This window comes from Draconibacterium sediminis (assembly GCF_000949475.1).
Taxonomy (GTDB): Bacteria; Bacteroidota; Bacteroidia; order Bacteroidales; family Prolixibacteraceae; genus Draconibacterium; species Draconibacterium sediminis.
In genome coordinates this window covers 369,577-387,543 of record NZ_JRHC01000006.1, presented here as the reverse complement: position 1 = coordinate 387,543, position 17,967 = coordinate 369,577, and the positions used below count along the sequence as shown (strand labels likewise).

Annotated in this window: 11 protein-coding genes; 4 read left to right on the top strand and 7 right to left on the bottom strand. The window is 42.7% G+C overall.

What is annotated here, in order from left to right; genetic code table 11:
- Positions 1-35: 35 nt before the first annotated feature.
- Positions 36-2,957 (bottom strand): FAD-binding and (Fe-S)-binding domain-containing protein, encoded by a 2,922-nt coding sequence (locus tag LH29_RS20525; protein WP_045033160.1) that lies wholly within the window; start codon positions 2,955-2,957, stop codon positions 36-38.
- Positions 2,958-3,046: 89 nt separating this feature from the next.
- Positions 3,047-4,102, bottom strand: a complete 1,056-nt coding sequence (locus tag LH29_RS20520) for a zinc-dependent alcohol dehydrogenase (RefSeq protein ID WP_045033159.1) — start codon at positions 4,100-4,102, stop codon at positions 3,047-3,049.
- Between the two features lie 257 nt (positions 4,103-4,359).
- Here LH29_RS20520 and LH29_RS20515 point away from each other — a divergent pair, with 257 nt between their 5' ends.
- Positions 4,360-5,445 (top strand): DUF6588 family protein, encoded by a 1,086-nt coding sequence (locus LH29_RS20515; protein ID WP_157493779.1) that lies wholly within the window; start codon positions 4,360-4,362, stop codon positions 5,443-5,445.
- Positions 5,446-5,848: 403 nt separating this feature from the next.
- The gene (locus LH29_RS20510; RefSeq protein WP_157493778.1) at positions 5,849-6,346 is read left to right on the top strand and encodes a hypothetical protein; all 498 of its coding nucleotides are present in this window, start codon (positions 5,849-5,851) and stop codon (positions 6,344-6,346) included.
- 338 nt (positions 6,347-6,684) lie between these two features.
- Here the strand turns inward: LH29_RS20510 and LH29_RS20505 are convergent, their stop codons facing one another.
- The 5 genes from LH29_RS20505 to acs all read right to left on the bottom strand — a co-directional run bounded on the left by LH29_RS20505 (position 6,685) and on the right by acs (position 15,320).
- A complete protein-coding gene (locus tag LH29_RS20505) occupies positions 6,685-7,812 on the bottom strand; it encodes a hypothetical protein (protein WP_045033156.1) in 1,128 nt (375 codons plus the stop codon).
- Between the two features lie 153 nt (positions 7,813-7,965).
- Complete coding sequence (locus LH29_RS20500) at positions 7,966-8,733, bottom strand: SIR2 family NAD-dependent protein deacylase (protein ID WP_045033155.1); 768 nt, start codon at positions 8,731-8,733, stop codon at positions 7,966-7,968.
- A 214-nt stretch (positions 8,734-8,947) separates the two neighbouring features.
- Positions 8,948-11,641 carry a bifunctional acetate--CoA ligase family protein/GNAT family N-acetyltransferase gene (locus LH29_RS20495; protein ID WP_045033154.1) on the bottom strand — a complete coding sequence of 898 codons (2,694 nt, stop codon included), beginning with the start codon at positions 11,639-11,641 and terminating at the stop codon, positions 8,948-8,950.
- Between the two features lie 300 nt (positions 11,642-11,941).
- Positions 11,942-13,237, bottom strand: coding sequence for an L-lactate MFS transporter (locus tag LH29_RS20490; protein ID WP_045033153.1), 1,296 nt, complete (start codon positions 13,235-13,237; stop codon positions 11,942-11,944).
- A 160-nt stretch (positions 13,238-13,397) separates the two neighbouring features.
- Entirely contained in the window at positions 13,398-15,320 is a 1,923-nt protein-coding gene (acs, locus tag LH29_RS20485; protein WP_045033152.1) for an acetate--CoA ligase, read from the bottom strand.
- Between the two features lie 627 nt (positions 15,321-15,947).
- Here acs and LH29_RS20480 point away from each other — a divergent pair.
- Both LH29_RS20480 and buk read left to right on the top strand, forming a co-directional pair.
- Positions 15,948-16,868, top strand: a complete 921-nt coding sequence (locus LH29_RS20480; protein WP_045033151.1) for a phosphate acyltransferase — start codon at positions 15,948-15,950, stop codon at positions 16,866-16,868.
- 8 nt (positions 16,869-16,876) lie between these two features.
- A complete protein-coding gene (gene buk / locus LH29_RS20475; protein ID WP_045033150.1) occupies positions 16,877-17,959 on the top strand; it encodes a butyrate kinase in 1,083 nt (360 codons plus the stop codon).
- Positions 17,960-17,967: the final 8 nt, after the last annotated feature.

The following is a 17,967-nucleotide window of genomic DNA, read 5'->3' as shown; positions in this document are numbered from 1 at the left end:
AAAATGACGATAATTCTGAGTCGATTTTCACAAAACTACTTCAGCGCACCGTAAAGCACCTCCACCGGATGCAAGGCCGGTTTCCCGGTTCCGTCTTTTATATGGTGGCGGCAGGAAGTTCCAGGTGCCGAAATTATATAATCCTCTTTAGCCTTGCGCACAGCAGGGAAAAGCACCAACTCGCCAATTTGCATCGAAAGCTCGTAATGTTCTTTTTCGTAACCAAAAGAGCCTGCCATACCACAACAGCCTGATGGAATTTCCTTTACAAAATAGTTTTTGGGCAACGACAACATTTTTTTCGACGGTTCGGTTGATGCCACTGCTTTTTGCTGGCAGTGTCCGTGCAATAAAATATGTTGTTCTTCGGTGGTAAAATCTGCTTCTGTAATATTACCTTTTTCAATCTCGGCGGCGATAAACTCTTCAAAAAGAAGGGCATTTTTTGCCAGCTTATCAGCAGCCGGTTGCAGGTCTTTTTCAACCAATTCCGGGTATTCATCGCGGAAAGCCAGTATGGCCGAAGGTTCAATTCCAACCAATGGTGTTTCGTCGGTAATAATATCTTGTAACAGCTTGATATTTTCGGTAGCCACTTTTTTCGAAGTCCGCACCATACCTTTCGAAAGGAAAGTACGTCCGCTTTCTTTGGTTTGCGGAATTTTTACCTCGTAACCCAGTTTGGTTAACAGCAGAATGGCTTTAATACCAATATCGCTTTCGTTGTAGTTGGTAAATTCATCGTTAAAAAGGTAAATTTTGCCTTTTGTTGCTGCCTCGGGTAAGGGAATTCCGTTTTCAACCCAGCGGTTTAAGGTAATTTTCGACAGTGCCGGAAGGGTACGTAAGGTTGAGAAACCAATGGCACTTTTTAACAGCGAAGTGCTCATCATAAAGTTTGAAATGGGGCGGAAAACCATAGCCAGTTTGTTTAAACGTGGCAGGTAACCAATTAGGCGCGAGCGCATCGGAATTCCATGCAAATCATAATAATTCTGCAGGAATTCGGCTTTTAATTTAGCCATGTCCACATTACTCGGGCACTCGCTTTTACAGGCCTTACACGAGATACACAGGCTTAAAATATCGTAAATCTCCTGGTGGTCGAACAGGTTCTTTTTTTCGTTGTTGTACAAAAATTCGCGCAGGATGTTGGCACGTCCGCGGGTGCTTTTGTCCTCGTCGCGGGTAGCCATAAAAGTAGGGCAGAGGGTGCCACCAATCGCTTCACTTTTCCGGCAATCGCCCGATCCGTTACATTTTTCAATAGTACGGAAATAACCTTTGTTTTTCGAGAAATCAAAGTAGGTATCGGTTTCGGGAATAGCTTTGCCGGGAATCACACGCAGATTTTCGGTAATGGGGGGTGTATCAACAATCTTTCCCGGGTTAAAAATGTTATCCGGGTCCCAGGCTTTTTTTACCGATTTTACCATTTCGTAACAGCGTTCGCCCAGCATAAACGGTATGAATTTACCACGTACCCGTCCATCGCCATGCTCGCCACTCATTGAGCCGCGGTATTTTTTTACCAGCGCCGCTACCTCGTTCATCAAGGTGTCAAATAGCTCTACATCTTTTGGATCTTTGAAGTTGATAAGCGGGCGGAAGTGAATTTCGCCGGTGGCAATGTGGGCGTAAAACACGCTGTCTAATCCCAGTTTTTTCAACACAACTTTTATATCAGCCACGTAGGCAGGTATATGCTCGGGATGTACAGCTGTATCTTCAATTCCTGGTACTCCTTTTCTGTCGCCCGGAATATTAGCCAGTAAACCCAGTCCGGCCGTACGCAATGACCACACGCGTTTTATTTTATCGGCACCGGTTACCAGTGGATAATGATAACCCAGTCCGGCTTCTTTTAACTCTTTTTCAAGCGCAGCTGCCGTATCAGTTAATTCTTTTTCGGTTTCAAACGAAAATTCAATCATCAGCATCGCACCCGGATCGCCTTTTACAAAAAAGCGGTTTTTGGCTTGCTCGATGTTTTGTTTGGCTGCCTGCATTACCGGATCGTCCATTAATTCAATGGCCGTTGGTTTGTATTTCAACGCTATGAGGTTGGCGTGTAACGATTCTTCCAGTGTTTCAAAATGCGCACAAACAAGCCCTTTGAATTTTGGAGGAAGTGGGATGATATTTAATTTAATTCTTGTTGAGAAAGCCAGTGTTCCTTCAGATCCGGCTAAAAGTTTACAGAAATTGAATTCTCCGCCACCTTCTGTAAACGGATCGGCATACATCAATTCATCAATGGCATAACCCATGTTTCGCCGGGTAAGCTTTGGATCGGGGAAATTCTTTTTGATTTCCTCCTGGTTCTCTTTGTTTGAAAGTAATTCATTGATATTTGTGTAAATTGCTTTTTCCAGTTTATTGGGATTACCATTTGATTTTTGCTGAAATTCTTTTTTACTCAGCGTCTTAAAAATCGTTTCCGAACCATCAGACAAAATCGCATCAACTTCCAAAACGTGCTCGCGCACACTACCATAAACCAAGGAATGCAAACCACACGAATTATTTCCCAGCATTCCACCAATAACACAGCGGTTGGCTGTTGAGGTTTCTGGGCCAAACTGCATACCGTGTGGCGCTAAAAACTGGTTCAGTTCTGCCAACACAACACCGGGTTCAACAATTACATAATTCTCGTCTTTGTTGAAATCCAGAATTTTATTCATGTATTTCGAAACGTCTACAACAATTCCGTTTCCAACAACCTGTCCGGCCAGCGAGGTACCTGCTCCACGAGGAATAATACTGGTATTGTTCTCGCGGGCAAAGGCAATGATCTTTTTAATATCGTCCTTAGTTTTGGGTTTGGTAACAGCCAACGGCATTTCTTTGTATTGCGATGCATCGGTGGAGTAGAGCACCCGCTGTACGTTATCGATAAAAAGATCGCCCTCGAGTTGGGCTTTGAGTTGGTTGAATTTATTTGTAGTTGTCATATCAGTTTGAAAAAAACAAATTTAGTAAAATTTGTAACTTGTCATACAAATTTTATGCGTTCTGTTTGTTAAAATTTATGATGCAATTTTTATTCAGCCGCGTTAAAATCAAGCAGGATTTTTATGTTTTCAGCCGGATTTTCCTTCAACAGTTCAAAACCTTTTTGCGTTTCAGAACCATGAAGAACCTGCGAAATCAGCGCCTCCGGTTTTAAACGGTTATTTTTCAGGTGCTCAATTGCTTCGGCAAATTCGCCGTGGCTAACGCGCGATGTTACAATAGTCCCTTCTTTCCATATCAGTTCGCGAAAAACCACATCGGTAGGTTCGGCTGCCAGTCCCAGCACACAAACTTTCCCTCCGCCAACAATCGATCGGATGCAGCCTGTAACCGGATTTACACTGTTCGCAATGGCTTCAGGATGACCAACCGCTTCAAAAGCAATGTCAACACCTTTGCCATCGGTTTCTTGTTTAATACGTTCAACCGGATCTTCATTTTTGGCATTTATCGGCACAACATTCTCGTAGTATTTGGGCCCGATTGCCAGCCGCTCGTCAATAATATCAACCATAAAAACGGTATTGTCAGTAACCGTACGTACGGCCTGTAAAATGCACAAACCAATTTTCCCCGATCCCCAAATAACAATGCTGTCGTTTTCCTGAACGTTTGCGCGGTTTTTGGCGTGGCAACCGATACTTAAAACCTCAACCAGCGCCACATGTTCGTCGGGAATATTGGCGGGCACTTTGTACAACATAGAAGGAGGCAGCGAAACGTATTCACAAAAACCACCGTCCATGTCAATACCGATAAGTTTTAAGCTTGTACACGCCGGATAATGGCCTTTTAAACAGGCCGGGCATTTTCCGCACCAGATAATGGGATCGGGGGCAACCTTATCGCCCACCTGCCAGCCGCTAACACCTTCGCCCACTTCACTTACCACGCCGCCAAACTCGTGCCCCATTATTAATGGGAGTGTTGTTCGTGGATGGAACTCACCGGTGTGAATGTGCTGATCGCTACCGCAAATACAGCCAAAATTTACTTTTATTAAAACTTCTCCCGGTTTGCAGGCCGGTTTTTCAACCTCTTTCCATTCAACCTGGTTGTATTTTGTAAGAACTGCTGCTTTCATATTGTTCGGTTTTTGTGTTGTCAAAGATAAAAGGAAAACCTTAGTCATTGGGTTTGAACTTGCGGTTTTCTGAATATGGACCTCCAGAAAATCAATACTCTGGATATCGTTTTCTGTATAAAAAAAAGAGAAATTGATACGATTTAGTAAAATTCTGTGTTTATAGTATAAATAGGTATTAAGATTAAGCGATATTTTAGTTTAGTTACACGTAGTGAAATATTGATTTACCGAATTAGTAATCTATCACAATGGTTATGAAAAAGATTTTTCTTGTTACGCTGATAGCCCTGGCAGGCTTTAAATTTTCTCATGCCCAATCGGATGTAGCAAATATGCTACGATTTGGAATACATGATGCTAATCTGTTGATTGAGGCATACCTTGAACCTTATGGCAAAGGTCTTGGTGTAGGGATGAATAATTCATGGTACTATACTGCCGAAACACATAAGTTGTGGGGATTCGATCTGGCCTTTTCAGTTAGTGCGTTCAAAGTTCCGGCGGCGGATAAAACCTTCGACGTAAACGGGCTGGGATTGCAATATTTGTATGCGCAGAATGGGCAGAGTATCGCATCAACCGCTGCCGGTGGCGGCGATGGAGTAAGTCTGTATTTTGACGCCGATATTAATGGTCAAACCATACCGATAGAATATTTTTCTACGCCCGGTGGGAGCGATGTTGATGTTGTTCCGGTTCCTATTATTCAGGCTACATTTGGTTTGTTACCTAATACCGATGTAATTTTCCGTTACGTGCCCAAAGTGGAGTTTGAAATTGACAACGAAGACGCAGAGGCCGGACTATGGGGCCTGGGCTTCAAGCATAATATCCGCGAGTCGCTGCCGGTTATCAAACATTTGCCAATGGATGTTGCGCTGTTTGGGGCGTATTCGAATATCAGCGGTGAGTCAGGAATCGATTTCGACTATACTGCTTACGGTGTTCCAAATCCTGCAGGATATGTACAGGATCCAAATCAAAAAGGAGAATTTGCAACCAAAAATATGAAGTACGGCTTAATCGTTTCGAAAAAGCTTGCGCTAATTACATTTTTCGGATCGCTTACCGGTAACTCCAGTAAAACTACATTTGATATTCTGGGAAAATACCCGGTTCCTGATCCAGCGAAATTGGGCACGGATTTTACGAACATAGAAGATTTATTGATAAATGCCATGACCGAGGAAGAAGACCCGATAGCCTTAAGTTATAAAGATAATTACATAGGAATTGATGCAGGCTTTCGTTTAAAACTGGCATTTTTTAGCCTTTTTGGCTCCATCAGTAAAGCCAATTATGTAAGTTATAATGGTGGTATTAGTTTCGGATTCCGCTAGAGAAGAAATATTTTGTAGTTCCGATATAAGTTGAGGGGTGCCTAAGGAGGGCGCCCTTTTTTCATTGTAAGAAGAACCAGTTTCAGTTTGTCAAAAAATGATGAAAACCATCAAATTACTAACTCCGATAATCTGATTAAGAATCAAATTCTGATGGGCAATTAGGCAGTTCAAAAACTTATTGTAATCCAACCTACATTTGATTTAAAGGATTTCAATTGACCAGTTCCCCTTACGATAAATTTATAGTAGGGGCTTTTGTTCCAAACTATAATTCAAAGCATTGAACAATAGTTTCAATCTTCGAACAATAATTTCTTAATATTCTACGCTCCTTATTCCTAATTTATTGGTGGATTAAATCAACTTCAATCCTCATGTTTAACGATAAAAAAGTACGATTATGAAAACGTTCAAACTACTATTTCTGATGTTCATCTTTGCTGGCCTGCTGGCAGGTTGCATTAAAGATGAAGAACTCTACGAAGATAATTCTTCTGATCTTCAACTGAAATCGGCAGATTCCAAAACCATAAATTTTGAAATGACGGGTGAATATTATACACCGGTTATTTGTGATGGTGAAACGGTTGATTTTTTATATGTGCCTGATGTAACTGGTCAAAATATACACATAACAGCTCATATGATTGATGGTCAGTTTGTATGGTTTATTGTACATACCAAATTAACAATTACAAGTGAGCAAACAGGTGAGACATTTAAGATAAACGACCAGACAAAAGTATTTTTCGATGAAAATGGTGAGTATGATACATTTAGCATGCACATTCATGCGAAAGGGGATAAAGGCACTCATGTAATAATGTTTTTTGATTTTGACTGGGCAAGTCAAACTCTGGACTTTCCAAAGGGCATTTGTCCGCAAAGCAATTATTGAAATAGTTTTCTTAAATGTTGACAGTATTAAAAACTAAAAATTACAAATATGAAGACTTTAAAAATATTAATGACTGGCCTTTTTTAATGACATTCGTTGTGCTTAGCTCTTATTCGCAAAAGAATGTAAAAGACGAACATGAATATATGTTTTAATACTATCAGGAAAAGATATTAATGTGAAATCTTACCGACACAACTTGCAACTGTAATCCAATCTTAATTGATTTAATCCATGGGTTTCAGGAGCGGTAGTTGGCTCCTCTTGCAAGGAATTTGCAGGAGGAGTTTTTTTCATCAGGAGACTTCGGCTCACCTGTTCAATATTGTTAAAGTTTCTTACCTGTACCGCCTGAAAAAGCTATTTAACTCGTTGGTAAGTTGGTTGTATATCGGCCTAGTAAACTCAATAAACAAATCCTGATGTGGTGGCAGGGGCACAGCTTTTTGTTGCGTAAGTGCGAATTGTGCATCACTTAAGGCCTGTTCGTCGCCGGCAAAAATGGCATATTGGTTTACCCAGTTAAAATTGCCGGGAATAAGGTTGTCGCGCAACAATTTATCGTTCTGAAAATCAACAATGCGGTAGTTAAGGCGGCCACCCGAAATAACTTCGTCGGTATACGTTTTCAATTTCGCATGGTAGGTTTTATTTACAAAAGTACTGTCGGTAAGCGGTACTTTTACCTTTTTGGTAAGGCTTTCTTCTTTTTCGCTGCGCACCAGGTTACCCACCGAAAAATCGTAAAATTCCATGCGTACCACAAAGTCAGGGTTTAACTCAAAATTTTCGGCCTGTTTTGGCGAAAAAAAGTTTACAAAACCATGCGACGGGTATTGATTATTCAGGTATTCAAACACCTGGTTGTAAAAGAACTCTGAACTAAGTTCGTATACTTTTGTGCGTACCGTAACTGCCTCAACAACTACATTAACGGTTGCCAGTTCTTTGGCAATGGCCATTTTTTCGTGGGTGTCTTTATAACCCTGTATCCATTGGTCAGCTCTGTCAAAATGAGTGTAGGCTGTTCGTGCACTTTCGCGTGTTTCCTGTTCCATAAAATGCAATCCGGCCTGGTATCGGTCTTCGGCCGCTTTTTCGTAGGCCATATTTAATTCCGAAGTGTATGTTTTCGGATCTGGAAATATTTTGCGTGCTGCCGGTGTGCTTCTTATCCGGTCGCTCATGGCATTTACCCGTTTCATTACTGAAATGGTACGTTCCCATTTAAACGCTTCGTTTGATGTTAAAGTCAGATCAATTTCTTCCTGCGACCACTCAACGGCCATCGGATAGCCTTCTTTTAATACTTTTAATGCGTTATCGTTGGTTGGATTTGATTTTAAACGTTCAACAGCTTTTGAAATAGCCTGGTAGTAATCGCCGCGTTGCAGCGCTTTTTTACCCGATGAACACGAAAATAATACAAGTGGGAGCAGTAGTACTAAAAGGTAAGTTTTTTTCATTTTTTTATAAAAACGGTTTGCACGGGCAAATATAGGATTTTAACAAAACAGAAAGCTGATGATGCGGATTAATGTGATTCCCGCAGGTAAATTTCAGCGAATTTCAGCCAAATCAGCGTCATCAACGTTCAACGTTTTCCTGATCCAGCGTATCTAGAGATACAATAAACGGCCCAGCTCGCTCATGGCCTCGGTTGCCTTCATTTCCAGGAAAATATCGGTAACGGTATTGGTAAAATGGGAGGGGCGAATGTTTATTTCGATGATTTTTGCACCGTTGTTTTTGGCTACTACCGGGATTTCTGCAGCCGGCAAAACTTCGGCATTGGTACCGATTATCAGCAGAACATCGGCTTTGGCAGCTTCTTCGAACGAACGTTTTTTTGCAAAAGCCGGAATGGGTTCGTTAAAAAAAACCATGTCGGGTTTTAAAATGCCTTTGCAAACAAAACAAGTGGGCGGGAGGTAATTCAGGTCGGCAAAACTCATGTCGTATTCCGAGCTGCACTCGGTACAAATTAACTGCCTGTAGGTGCCATGCAGCTCGTAAACATATTTGCTGCCGGCTTTTTGGTGAAGGTGGTCGATGTTTTGTGTGACAACGGTTTCAACAAAACTGCGCTCTTCCATTTTTGCCAGCATAATATGTGCAATATTGGGTTCGGCATCACCCAAACTGTCGTAAAATATCTCCTTTATTTTTTTCCACGATTGCAATGGTTTTTTCTGAAAATATTCAATTTCAAGAAAAATAGGGTGGGTAGTGTTCCATAAACCATTTTCGCCCCGGAATGGCGGAATTCCACTTTCAACAGAAATACCGGCACCGGTAAACGCCACAGCATATCTCGATTTTCGGATAAGATGCGAAGCCTGCCAGAGTTTATCGATCAGTGATTTTGTTAGTTTAGTAGAACTCATACAATTTAATCCGTACTATTCATTCAAATACCCAATTCGTTCTGAACGACGTAAGTTTCGTACCAATTTTTTGAAACTCAAAAAATGGACTCAACTAAGTCGGGATTAACCCGGAAAACATGACTATTAATATAATCAAATGAATTATCAGTGTTAAAACTCCCGGAAACGTTGCTGTTTACCGGGAGATAACAATATTTATGGTAAAAGGTTTTTATTCCAGCTCCAGCTCCTTGTTTACCGTTACTGTGGTGTCTTCGTTAAAACGGATCTTAAAATTCAGTTTTCGGAAAACGGAGATCATCGGTTTATTGTCGCGGGTGGTTTCGGCCGCCAGCTTTTTGATTCCGCGCGATTTGGCAATTTCGAGGCAGTAGCTGGTCAATGTAAATCCAAGCTCCTTCTTCTGCCACTTATCGGTAATCAACACCGCGTATTCCATAATTTCCACATCGGGATCGGCAATTAATCGTCCAACACCAATAAGCTCTTTTTTGCCGTCTTCTTTCTCGTGTTCGGCAACAATGGCAATTTCGCGGTCGTAATCGATAAAACAGAACTGCGAAGCCACCTCGTGCGAATCGAAATAGAAGTCGTAACGGAAACGGTGGTAGATGGATTCTTTTGAACAACTTCCCAGCAATTCAAGCCACCTTGGTTCGTCTTCGGGCCGTATAGGGCGCAGCGTAATTGGCGTTCCATCGCGTAAAGTCGCTTCCTTTATAAGGCTTTCCGGGTACGGGCGCATTATCAGGTGCGAGTATTCTTTTACCGGAGTAGTCAGCAGTTCTTCGTCAACTACAATCCGGGCATCAAGCGCAATCACATCTTTTGGTGTAACGATAAGCGGATTAATGTCGAGCTCTTCAATTTCGGGGTAATCAGCAGCCAGGTACGACATGCGGATAAGTACCTCGATCAGTTTATCAATGTTTTTAGGAGCATCGCCACGCCAGCCATTCAGCAGCGGATAAATTTTAAGCGATCGTAGCATTTGACGCGCCAGGTGCTCGTTCAGCGGCGGGAATTCCAAACGTTGATCTTTAAACAATTCGGCGGTTCTACCTCCCATGCCAACCAACATTACCGTTCCGAATACCGGGTCCTTTTTTGTCCCTACAATCAGTTCGATACCGTCTTTTGTATCCACCATTTTTTGTACGGTAACACCTTCAATTTTAGCATCGGGGCGTTTTTCAGCTGCCATTTTTACCATGTTACGGAAAGTTGCCCGCACCATTTCTTCGTTTTCGATGTTGAGGGCAACACCGCCAACATCTGATTTATGGATAATATCCGGCGAGTATATTTTCAGCACCACCGGGTAACCTTTCTTTTCGGCAATTTTTACAGCTTCATCCTCGGTAGCCGCCGGGGTGGGGTGCGTAGTGTCGATTCCGTAATCGTTAACCAGCATTTTCGAATCGTCCTCGTTCAGAACTTTCGCTTTTGGGAACACCTGCGTTAGGTATTTCTGGCGAAGTTCGTTACGGTCGTACTGAAACGAAACCGGAACCTCACGTGGCGTTTCGTATAATATTTGCTGATTTTCGGAATAATCAGAAAGTGTCATAAAAGCTCGAATGGCCTGCTCGGGTGCCGGGTAGTTCGAAATGCCATTTTGGTTGAGAATCTGAATACCTTCATGCATTGCCGCTCCTCCCAACCAGGATGTCATAATCGACTTTGTTGTATTTTTCGACATATTGGCAATCGCCTTTGCCGTGGCTGTTGGATCAGTCATTGCCTGAGGAGTTAACAACACCAACACTGCATCAACTTCTTTATCTTCCAAAACAATTTCTGCAGCTCTTGCAAATCGTTCCGGTGTAGCATCTCCCAATACATCAACCGGGTTGCCGTGCGACCAAAATGAGGGCAGGTAATCATTCAGTTTTTGCATGGTTTCTTCCGACAATTTCACCAGGCTTCCACCCATTGAAAGCAGCGAGTCGGTTGCCATTACTCCCGGGCCACCTGCATTTGTAACAATCGCCAGCCGGTTTCCTTTCGGAATACGTTTACGGCCTACCAGATCGGTAAAATCGAAGATGTTTCCAAATTCGAAAACTCGTGCCAAACCTGCTCTGCGGAATACGGCGTCGTAAACCGAATCCTCAGAAGCCATTGCCCCTGTATGTGATGCAGCTGCAGCAGCAGATTCGGGATAGCGACCTGATTTGTACACGATAATTGGTTTTTCGCGCGAAAAGGCCCGTGCTGCCGACATAAATGTTCTCGCATTTGCAATCGATTCAACATAAAGAACAATAGATTTGGTGTTCGGGTCCTGGCCGAAATAATCGATCAGATCGCCAAAACTGACGTCCATGGAATTACCGATAGAAACAAAATTGGAAAAGCCGATATTGGATTCGTACGCCCAGTCGAGGACAGAGGTACAAAGCGCGCCCGATTGCGAAATAAATGCCACGTGTCCTTTTTTCGGCATGGCCGATGCGAAACTTACATTCATATTAAGTCCCGGCACCAGTATCCCCAGACAGTTAGGACCAACGATTCGCATATCGGGGAATTTGGCTTTTTCAGCTTTTACCTGCTCTTCCAGCTTTTTCCCTTCGTCACCTGCTTCCTTAAAACCGGCCGACATGATAATAACTCCGTGAATTCCTGCCTCACCACAGTCCCTAACCAATTGAGGAACTGCATCTGCAGCGGTCATAATAACAGCCAGATCGGGGGTTTTGGGCAGGCTCTTCACATCGGGGTAGCATGGAATTCCAAAAACCGCTTCGCGCCGCGGATTTACCGGGTAGACCACGCCGTTAAATCCTCCTCCCACTAAATTTCGTAAGGTGATCCCGCCAACACTATCGGGATTATTTGAAACTCCAACCAGAGCAATTCGTTTTGGTCGGAAAATACTATCGAGTTTTTTTATAGCCATGTTTTTTCGCTTTTTGGTTTAAATCGGGTGTCAGTATTTTGTTGATTTTAATAGTTGACCGAAATCCGTCATAAATTTCATGAAAAAATACCAAGTTGTAAAATGTTCAGGAAACAGGCTGTTATTTGGGCCGCAAGTGTAATGGTAATTGAATTAGCCAGTTACAGCTTTTGTGTGTAAAAGGCCGCGATAAACTATGCTGTAAAACAATAAGAAAATGCCGTGTTATATAGCATACAAAGGCTAAACCCAGTGTTTGCAGACAAAAAAAGCGCCATTGCCGACGCTTTTTCTGATTCACTATTTTGGTGGTTTCGTGAGTAAAATGATAACGCTTCCAATTAAACAGGCAACTCCGGCAATAATAAAAGGAGCCATCCAAACGACCGGACCGGATGATGCTGTTGCCGAATCTTTAAAATGACCGGCAAGTTGTGGGCCTGCTATTCCTGCAAAACCGTAGGCTGTAAACATCCAGCCATAGTTTTTTCCAACGGTGTTGTTACCAAAAAAATCGGCGGTAATGGCCGGGAACAGAGCAAAGTTTCCGCCAAAATTGAAGCCAATTATACAGGCACTGGCAATAAACCCCGAGGTTACACCAAAGCGAATAAAAATGTGGTAGATCATCAGCATAATCACACCCTGAAAAAGGGTCATATAAAATATGGCTCGTTTTCGTCCGAGTTTATCGGATATCATTCCCCATACAATTCGTCCCAGCCCGTTAAATATAGCGTACCATGCCATGGCAGTTCCGGTAATAACTCCGGCGTTTGCAATTCCGTTATATTCCAGTGCGTCTATTCCAAAAAGTTTTATGCAGTAAATTACCATCAGGCCGGCAAGGGCAGAAAAGATAAACACCACCCAAATGGCATAAAATTGTTTTGTGCGAAGCATGTGGCTGGAATCAAACTCAACGCCACCCGATGTTTTGGCGGTATGGTTAACAGGTGGTTCATAACCTTCGGGTTTATAACCTGCCGGTGGATTAACCATTACCAGAGAGCCCAAAACGACCATGATAGCGAAGACAATTCCGTAAATAACAAATACACTTTGCACGCTGGGCAAGCCAAAAGCACTGCTGGTGTTTAACAGGCCGCCAAACCACGAACCAGCCAGTTTTACCCAAATGGTTGCGCCAAAACCAAAACCGGCTACGGCCAACCCGGTTATCAATCCTTTTTTATCGGGGAACCATTTTACGCCAACAGCAATTGGAACAACATAGGCTAGGCCGATTCCGGCACCTCCCAATACTCCAATAAACAGCAGTTGTGCGAGAAATGAACTTCCAAATATTCCACCTAAAATATATCCGGCACCTAAAACAAGGCCGCCGGTTAATGCCACGATTGTAGGCCCTGATTTGGCTTGCCATTTTCCGGCAAAAACCATTACCACGGCAAATGTGGCCAGACCAATAGAAAATACCCAGGCGGTTTGTGTGGCTGAGAAGCCATAGTCGCCGTTGGGATCGGTTAATAATGCGGTAAATACCGACCATGCATAAATAGCGCCAAGAGCCAATTGTATAAGTATTGCTCCAACCACTACAGTCCATCGGTTAGTAATTTTTAGTCCTTTCATTTTTGTTTAGTTCTTTGGATTTTTTTGAGGACCTGAAAACAGATTAATGCTCCGCAAAAGGAACACTTTTCAAGAAGTCCTGTCTGTCTGTTTAGTAATAAAAAAGGTTGAGAAACAAAACAGACACCTCCGAGAGAAGGTGCCTGTTTATTATTTAGAGTTATCGTTTAACTTCAACTTTTGCTCCGTCGATAATTTCTTCAACTACGCCCGGATCAAGTAAAGTAGATGTATCGCCAAGGTTGGTTGCATCGCCTTCTCCGATTTTACGCAGAATACGTCGCATAATTTTTCCCGACCTGGTTTTTGGCAGACCGCTTACGATTTGGATTTTATCGGGTTTGGCAATTGGTCCGATAAACTTATTTACGGTAGCCTTTATTTCTGCTTCAATATTATCCAGTTCAGCATCGGTCATATCTTCGCAAATAACATAAGCGTAAATGCCGGCTCCTTTAATTTCGTGCGGATATCCAACCACAGCCGATTCAACTACTTTCGGATGTTGGTTAATGGCATCTTCCACTTCTGCAGTACCAATACGGTGTCCCGAAACATTGATAACATCGTCAATTCGGCCGATAATGCGGTAATAACCTTCTTCGTCGCGCTTAGCGCCATCTCCGGTCAGGTAATAGCCGGGGAAGGATGCAAAGTAGGTTTGGTAGCATCGTTGATGATCGCCCCAGGTGGTGCGTAACATGCCCGGCCACGGGTGTTTCATGCAAAGAATTCCTTCGACGCTGTTGCCTTTCAATTCTTTTCCTTCGTGATCCAGTAATACCGGTTGGACTCCAGGTAGAGGCAAGGTTGCCAATGAAGGTTTGGTAGGTGTAATTCCTGCCAGCGGTGTGATCATTATTCCGCCGGTTTCGGTTTGCCACCAGGTATCTACAATCGGGCAACGACCTTTTCCAACCAGGTCGTGGTACCAGCGCCAGGCTTCTTCGTTGATGGGTTCTCCAACTGTACCCAGAACTTTTAGCGAGCTCAGGTCGTGTTTGGTTACCCATTCATCGCCTTGTGCCACCAGTGCACGAATCGCAGTAGGGGCGGTATAGAATTGGTTGATTTTATATTTATCCACGATTTCCCAGAAACGCCCTGCGTCTGGCCAGGTTGGAACACCTTCAAACATAACGGAAGTGGCTCCGGTTAACAGCGGACCATAAACAATGTACGAGTGGCCGGTTACCCAGCCAATATCGGCGGTACACCAGTAAACATCACCATCGCTGTACTGAAATACATTTTTAAAGGTGTATTCGGCATAAACCATGTAGCCGGCGGTGGTGTGTACAACTCCTTTTGGTTTGCCGGTAGAGCCTGATGTGTAAAGGATAAACAGTACGTCTTCGGCATCCATTGTTTCTGCCTGGTTTTCGTAATCCATGTCAGCAATCAAATCGTGCCACCAAATGTCTCTGCCGTCTACCCACTTTATTTCTTCCTCGGTACGTTTTAAAACAACCTGTGTTTTTATCGAAGGACATTTTTCAACTGCTTCGTCGGCAATACTTTTTAGCGGAATTGATTTTGTTCCGCGGAATCCACCGTCGGAAGTAATTACAACTTTGGCCTCTGCATCGTTAATACGGTCGGCCAATGCCGTTGCCGAGAATCCTGCAAAAACAATGGAGTGAATGGCGCCAATTCGGGCACAGGCCAGCATGGCAATGGCCAGCTCAGGAACCATGGGCAGATACAGTGCAACACGGTCGCCTTTTTCAACGCCGATCTTTTTTAATCCGTTGGCAAATTGTTTTACTTTCTCGAACAATTCGCCATAGGTCAGTTTAATTTCCGGTTCTTTTGGGTCGTTGGGTTCCCAAATAATCGCAACCTGGTCTTTTCGCATAAACATGTTACGCTCAAAAATATTCTCGGTAATGTTCAGTTTGCCGTTCACAAACCAATTCACATCCGGGGCTCCATCCCCGTCAAATTTGTAATCGAGAATCTGGTCCCACTTTTTGCGCCAGTAATGGCTTTCGGCTATTTTTCCCCAAAAATTATCGGGGTCAGCCACACTTTCCTTGTACTTCTGAAAGTACTCGGCTAAACTTGTGATTTTATTTTCCATCGCAGCTATCTATTGGTTAATTAATAAAATGAATCGAATATAATGGTGGCCCCGCAGAAAATGCAGGAGCCCTTAAAAAATGCCTTGTGCACGATATTTTCCCGGTAAAAATGTGTTTTTGCTTTTTGCAGGAAGATTTACTTCGGATGATTTGTCGAAGAAAATTATAAATGCGAAGTATGGTCGATTTGAAATCAAGTTGAACATGTATAAACAACTTAATATTACAACGTTTGAAAATAGTATAAAATCTGTTATGATAGAAAGATTTTGATATATTGTAAAACACCATACTAATGATTGAAAAACATTGATTTACATTTGATTAAGACAGGGATTTTCCCTAATTTTAAAAGAATTCACTCTGTTTAAACACATATATATTTTGTAAGGTTCATAATCTGCTGAATTGAAAAATTAATCTGCACAGATTTCCGGGGCTAGTGAAAAAAGCAAAAACATAATTTTTAGGGCTAAAAAATTTCAGATTCTTATCAAATCGTAAGTCGCTGAATACTAATTCTAAGTTTAAAATTTATTTGGGTGGTTTACAACATAAAAATAGCTGAGAAAAGTTATCGGATGAGAACTTCAGGCGTTGTAACTTCGGGCTAAAATTGCTAAACAATGAGTATAAACAATTTTACAGAACTTCTGGAAGTAGTAAAAAAGCAACCACCGAAACGGGTGGTGGCAGTTAACGGTGTAGATGTAAGCACCTTGGAAGCCATGCACGATGCTGTTGAATTGGGGTTTGTAATACCGATAATAACCGGCGACAGAACGATTATTGAAGAATCGTGTAAAAAGCTGGGTATCGATATCTCGGATTATCAGATCTATGATACCAAATCAATCCGCGAAGCTATCGACAAAGCCGTAGAACTTATTCATGAAGACAAGGCCGATGTGTTGATGAAAGGAATGGTATCGACCGATAAGTTTATGCGTGCTTTGCTTAGAAAAGAAAACAACCTGGTTCCGACAAAAGGGACATTAAGCCACGTTTCGGTGATGGATAATCCGAATTACCACAAACTGCTTGTTTTTAGTGATGCGGCTGTGTTGCCTTACCCCGATCTGAAACAAAAGATATTAATGACAAATTACCTCATTTGTGCAGCAAAATCGCTGGGTGTCGAACAGCCAAAAGTTGCGGTAATTGCACCTACCGAGCAGATAATAATTTCCATTCAGTCTTGTATGGATGGCGCTACAATTGCCAAAATGTCGGAGCACGGCCAAATTGAAGGTGGTTTGGTAGATGGCCCCATGGCACTTGATGTGGCCATTAATGCCGAGTCGGCCGAAGTAAAAGGTTTTACCTCGCCGGTTGCTGGCGATGCCGATTGTTTACTTTTCCCGAATATTGATGCGGCCAATGTTTTTTACAAAACAAACTCGAAACTGGCTAAAGCCGAAATGTCGGGAATTATTGCCGGAGCGAAAGTACCTGCCGTGGTATCATCACGCGGCGACAGTAGAAAAACAAAGTTGAATTCTGTGGCACTTGCATCAATTGTAAGTTACCAGATTAGTAATACGTAAATCATTTTATGCACCAGGTTCTTGCAATAAATCCGGGTTCTACCTCCACAAAATTTGCTGTTTATAACGAAAAAGAATGTGTTTTTTCCAAAACCATTCGGCATCCGCTGGAGCAACTACTACGCTATAAAAATATTATCGATCAGTTTTCTTTTCGAAAAGGTTTAATCATTGAAGCTTTGGTTGAAGAAGGAATTGAAGTGGATGCAATTAAATACATCATCGGCCGCGGCGGACTGACTTATCCCTTGGAATCGGGCGTTTACAAAGTAAATAATTTAATGCTCGATCACTTGCGCGAAGGAGTGATGGGGCATCATGCCAGCAATTTGGGAGCTATGCTCGCCGATTATATTGCTTTGCAAATTCCAAACGCAAAAGCTTTTATTGCCGATCCGGTGGTTACCGATGAATTGGATGATGTGGCTCGTTTTGCGGGTCATCCGCGGTTTCAGCGGCAGTCGATCTTTCATGCGTTAAACCAAAAAGCAACGGCACGTTTACATGCCCAAAAGATGGGAAAGAATTACGATGAGATGCGTTTAATAATCGCTCATCTGGGCGGTGGTATTTCGGTAGGAGCGCATAAAAACGGTCGCGTCATCGATGTAAACAATGCGCTCGACGGGGAAGGAGCTTTTAGCCCGGAGCGATCGGGAACACTACCTGTTGGACAGGTGATTGACCTTTGTTTTAGCGGAAAAATGTCGCAGGAGCGAATTCGCAGAATGGTGGTTGGCGAAGGTGGATTTGTTGCTTACCTGGGCACAAACGACGCTTTGGAAGTGGAGAAACGTGTTGAAAAAGGTGACGAAAAAGCAAAGTTGGTTCAGGAAGCTTTGTTTTACCAGGTTTCCAAAATGATTGGTGAAATGGCCATTGTACTCGAAGGTAAAGTCGACGGGATATTATTAACCGGTGGTTTGGCCTACAATAAACATCTGGAAAACTATATCCGAGATAAAGCGGGTTTTATTTCCGACGTGTTTGTATATCCCGGTGAAGACGAACTGGAAGCACTGGCCAATAACGCGCTTCGTGTTGCCAGTGGCGAGGTTGTTGCCAAAGAGTATATTAAAAAAGCAGATTAAGTTTTAAC

What these genes read in the sequence shown, in the direction of transcription:
- LH29_RS20525 (WP_045033160.1), bottom strand. Translation starts at nt 2,957, where the DNA reads ATGACAACTACAAATAAATTCAACCAACTCAAAGCCCAACTCGAGGGC.
- LH29_RS20520 (WP_045033159.1), bottom strand. Translation starts at nt 4,102, where the DNA reads ATGAAAGCAGCAGTTCTTACAAAATACAACCAGGTTGAATGGAAAGAG.
- LH29_RS20515 (WP_157493779.1), top strand. Translation starts at nt 4,360, where the DNA reads ATGAAAAAGATTTTTCTTGTTACGCTGATAGCCCTGGCAGGCTTTAAA.
- LH29_RS20510 (WP_157493778.1), top strand. Translation starts at nt 5,849, where the DNA reads ATGAAAACGTTCAAACTACTATTTCTGATGTTCATCTTTGCTGGCCTG.
- LH29_RS20505 (WP_045033156.1), bottom strand. Translation starts at nt 7,812, where the DNA reads ATGAAAAAAACTTACCTTTTAGTACTACTGCTCCCACTTGTATTATTT.
- LH29_RS20500 (WP_045033155.1), bottom strand. Translation starts at nt 8,733, where the DNA reads ATGAGTTCTACTAAACTAACAAAATCACTGATCGATAAACTCTGGCAG.
- LH29_RS20495 (WP_045033154.1), bottom strand. Translation starts at nt 11,641, where the DNA reads ATGGCTATAAAAAAACTCGATAGTATTTTCCGACCAAAACGAATTGCT.
- LH29_RS20490 (WP_045033153.1), bottom strand. Translation starts at nt 13,237, where the DNA reads ATGAAAGGACTAAAAATTACTAACCGATGGACTGTAGTGGTTGGAGCA.
- acs (WP_045033152.1), bottom strand. Translation starts at nt 15,320, where the DNA reads ATGGAAAATAAAATCACAAGTTTAGCCGAGTACTTTCAGAAGTACAAG.
- LH29_RS20480 (WP_045033151.1), top strand. Translation starts at nt 15,948, where the DNA reads ATGAGTATAAACAATTTTACAGAACTTCTGGAAGTAGTAAAAAAGCAA.
- buk (WP_045033150.1), top strand. Translation starts at nt 16,877, where the DNA reads ATGCACCAGGTTCTTGCAATAAATCCGGGTTCTACCTCCACAAAATTT.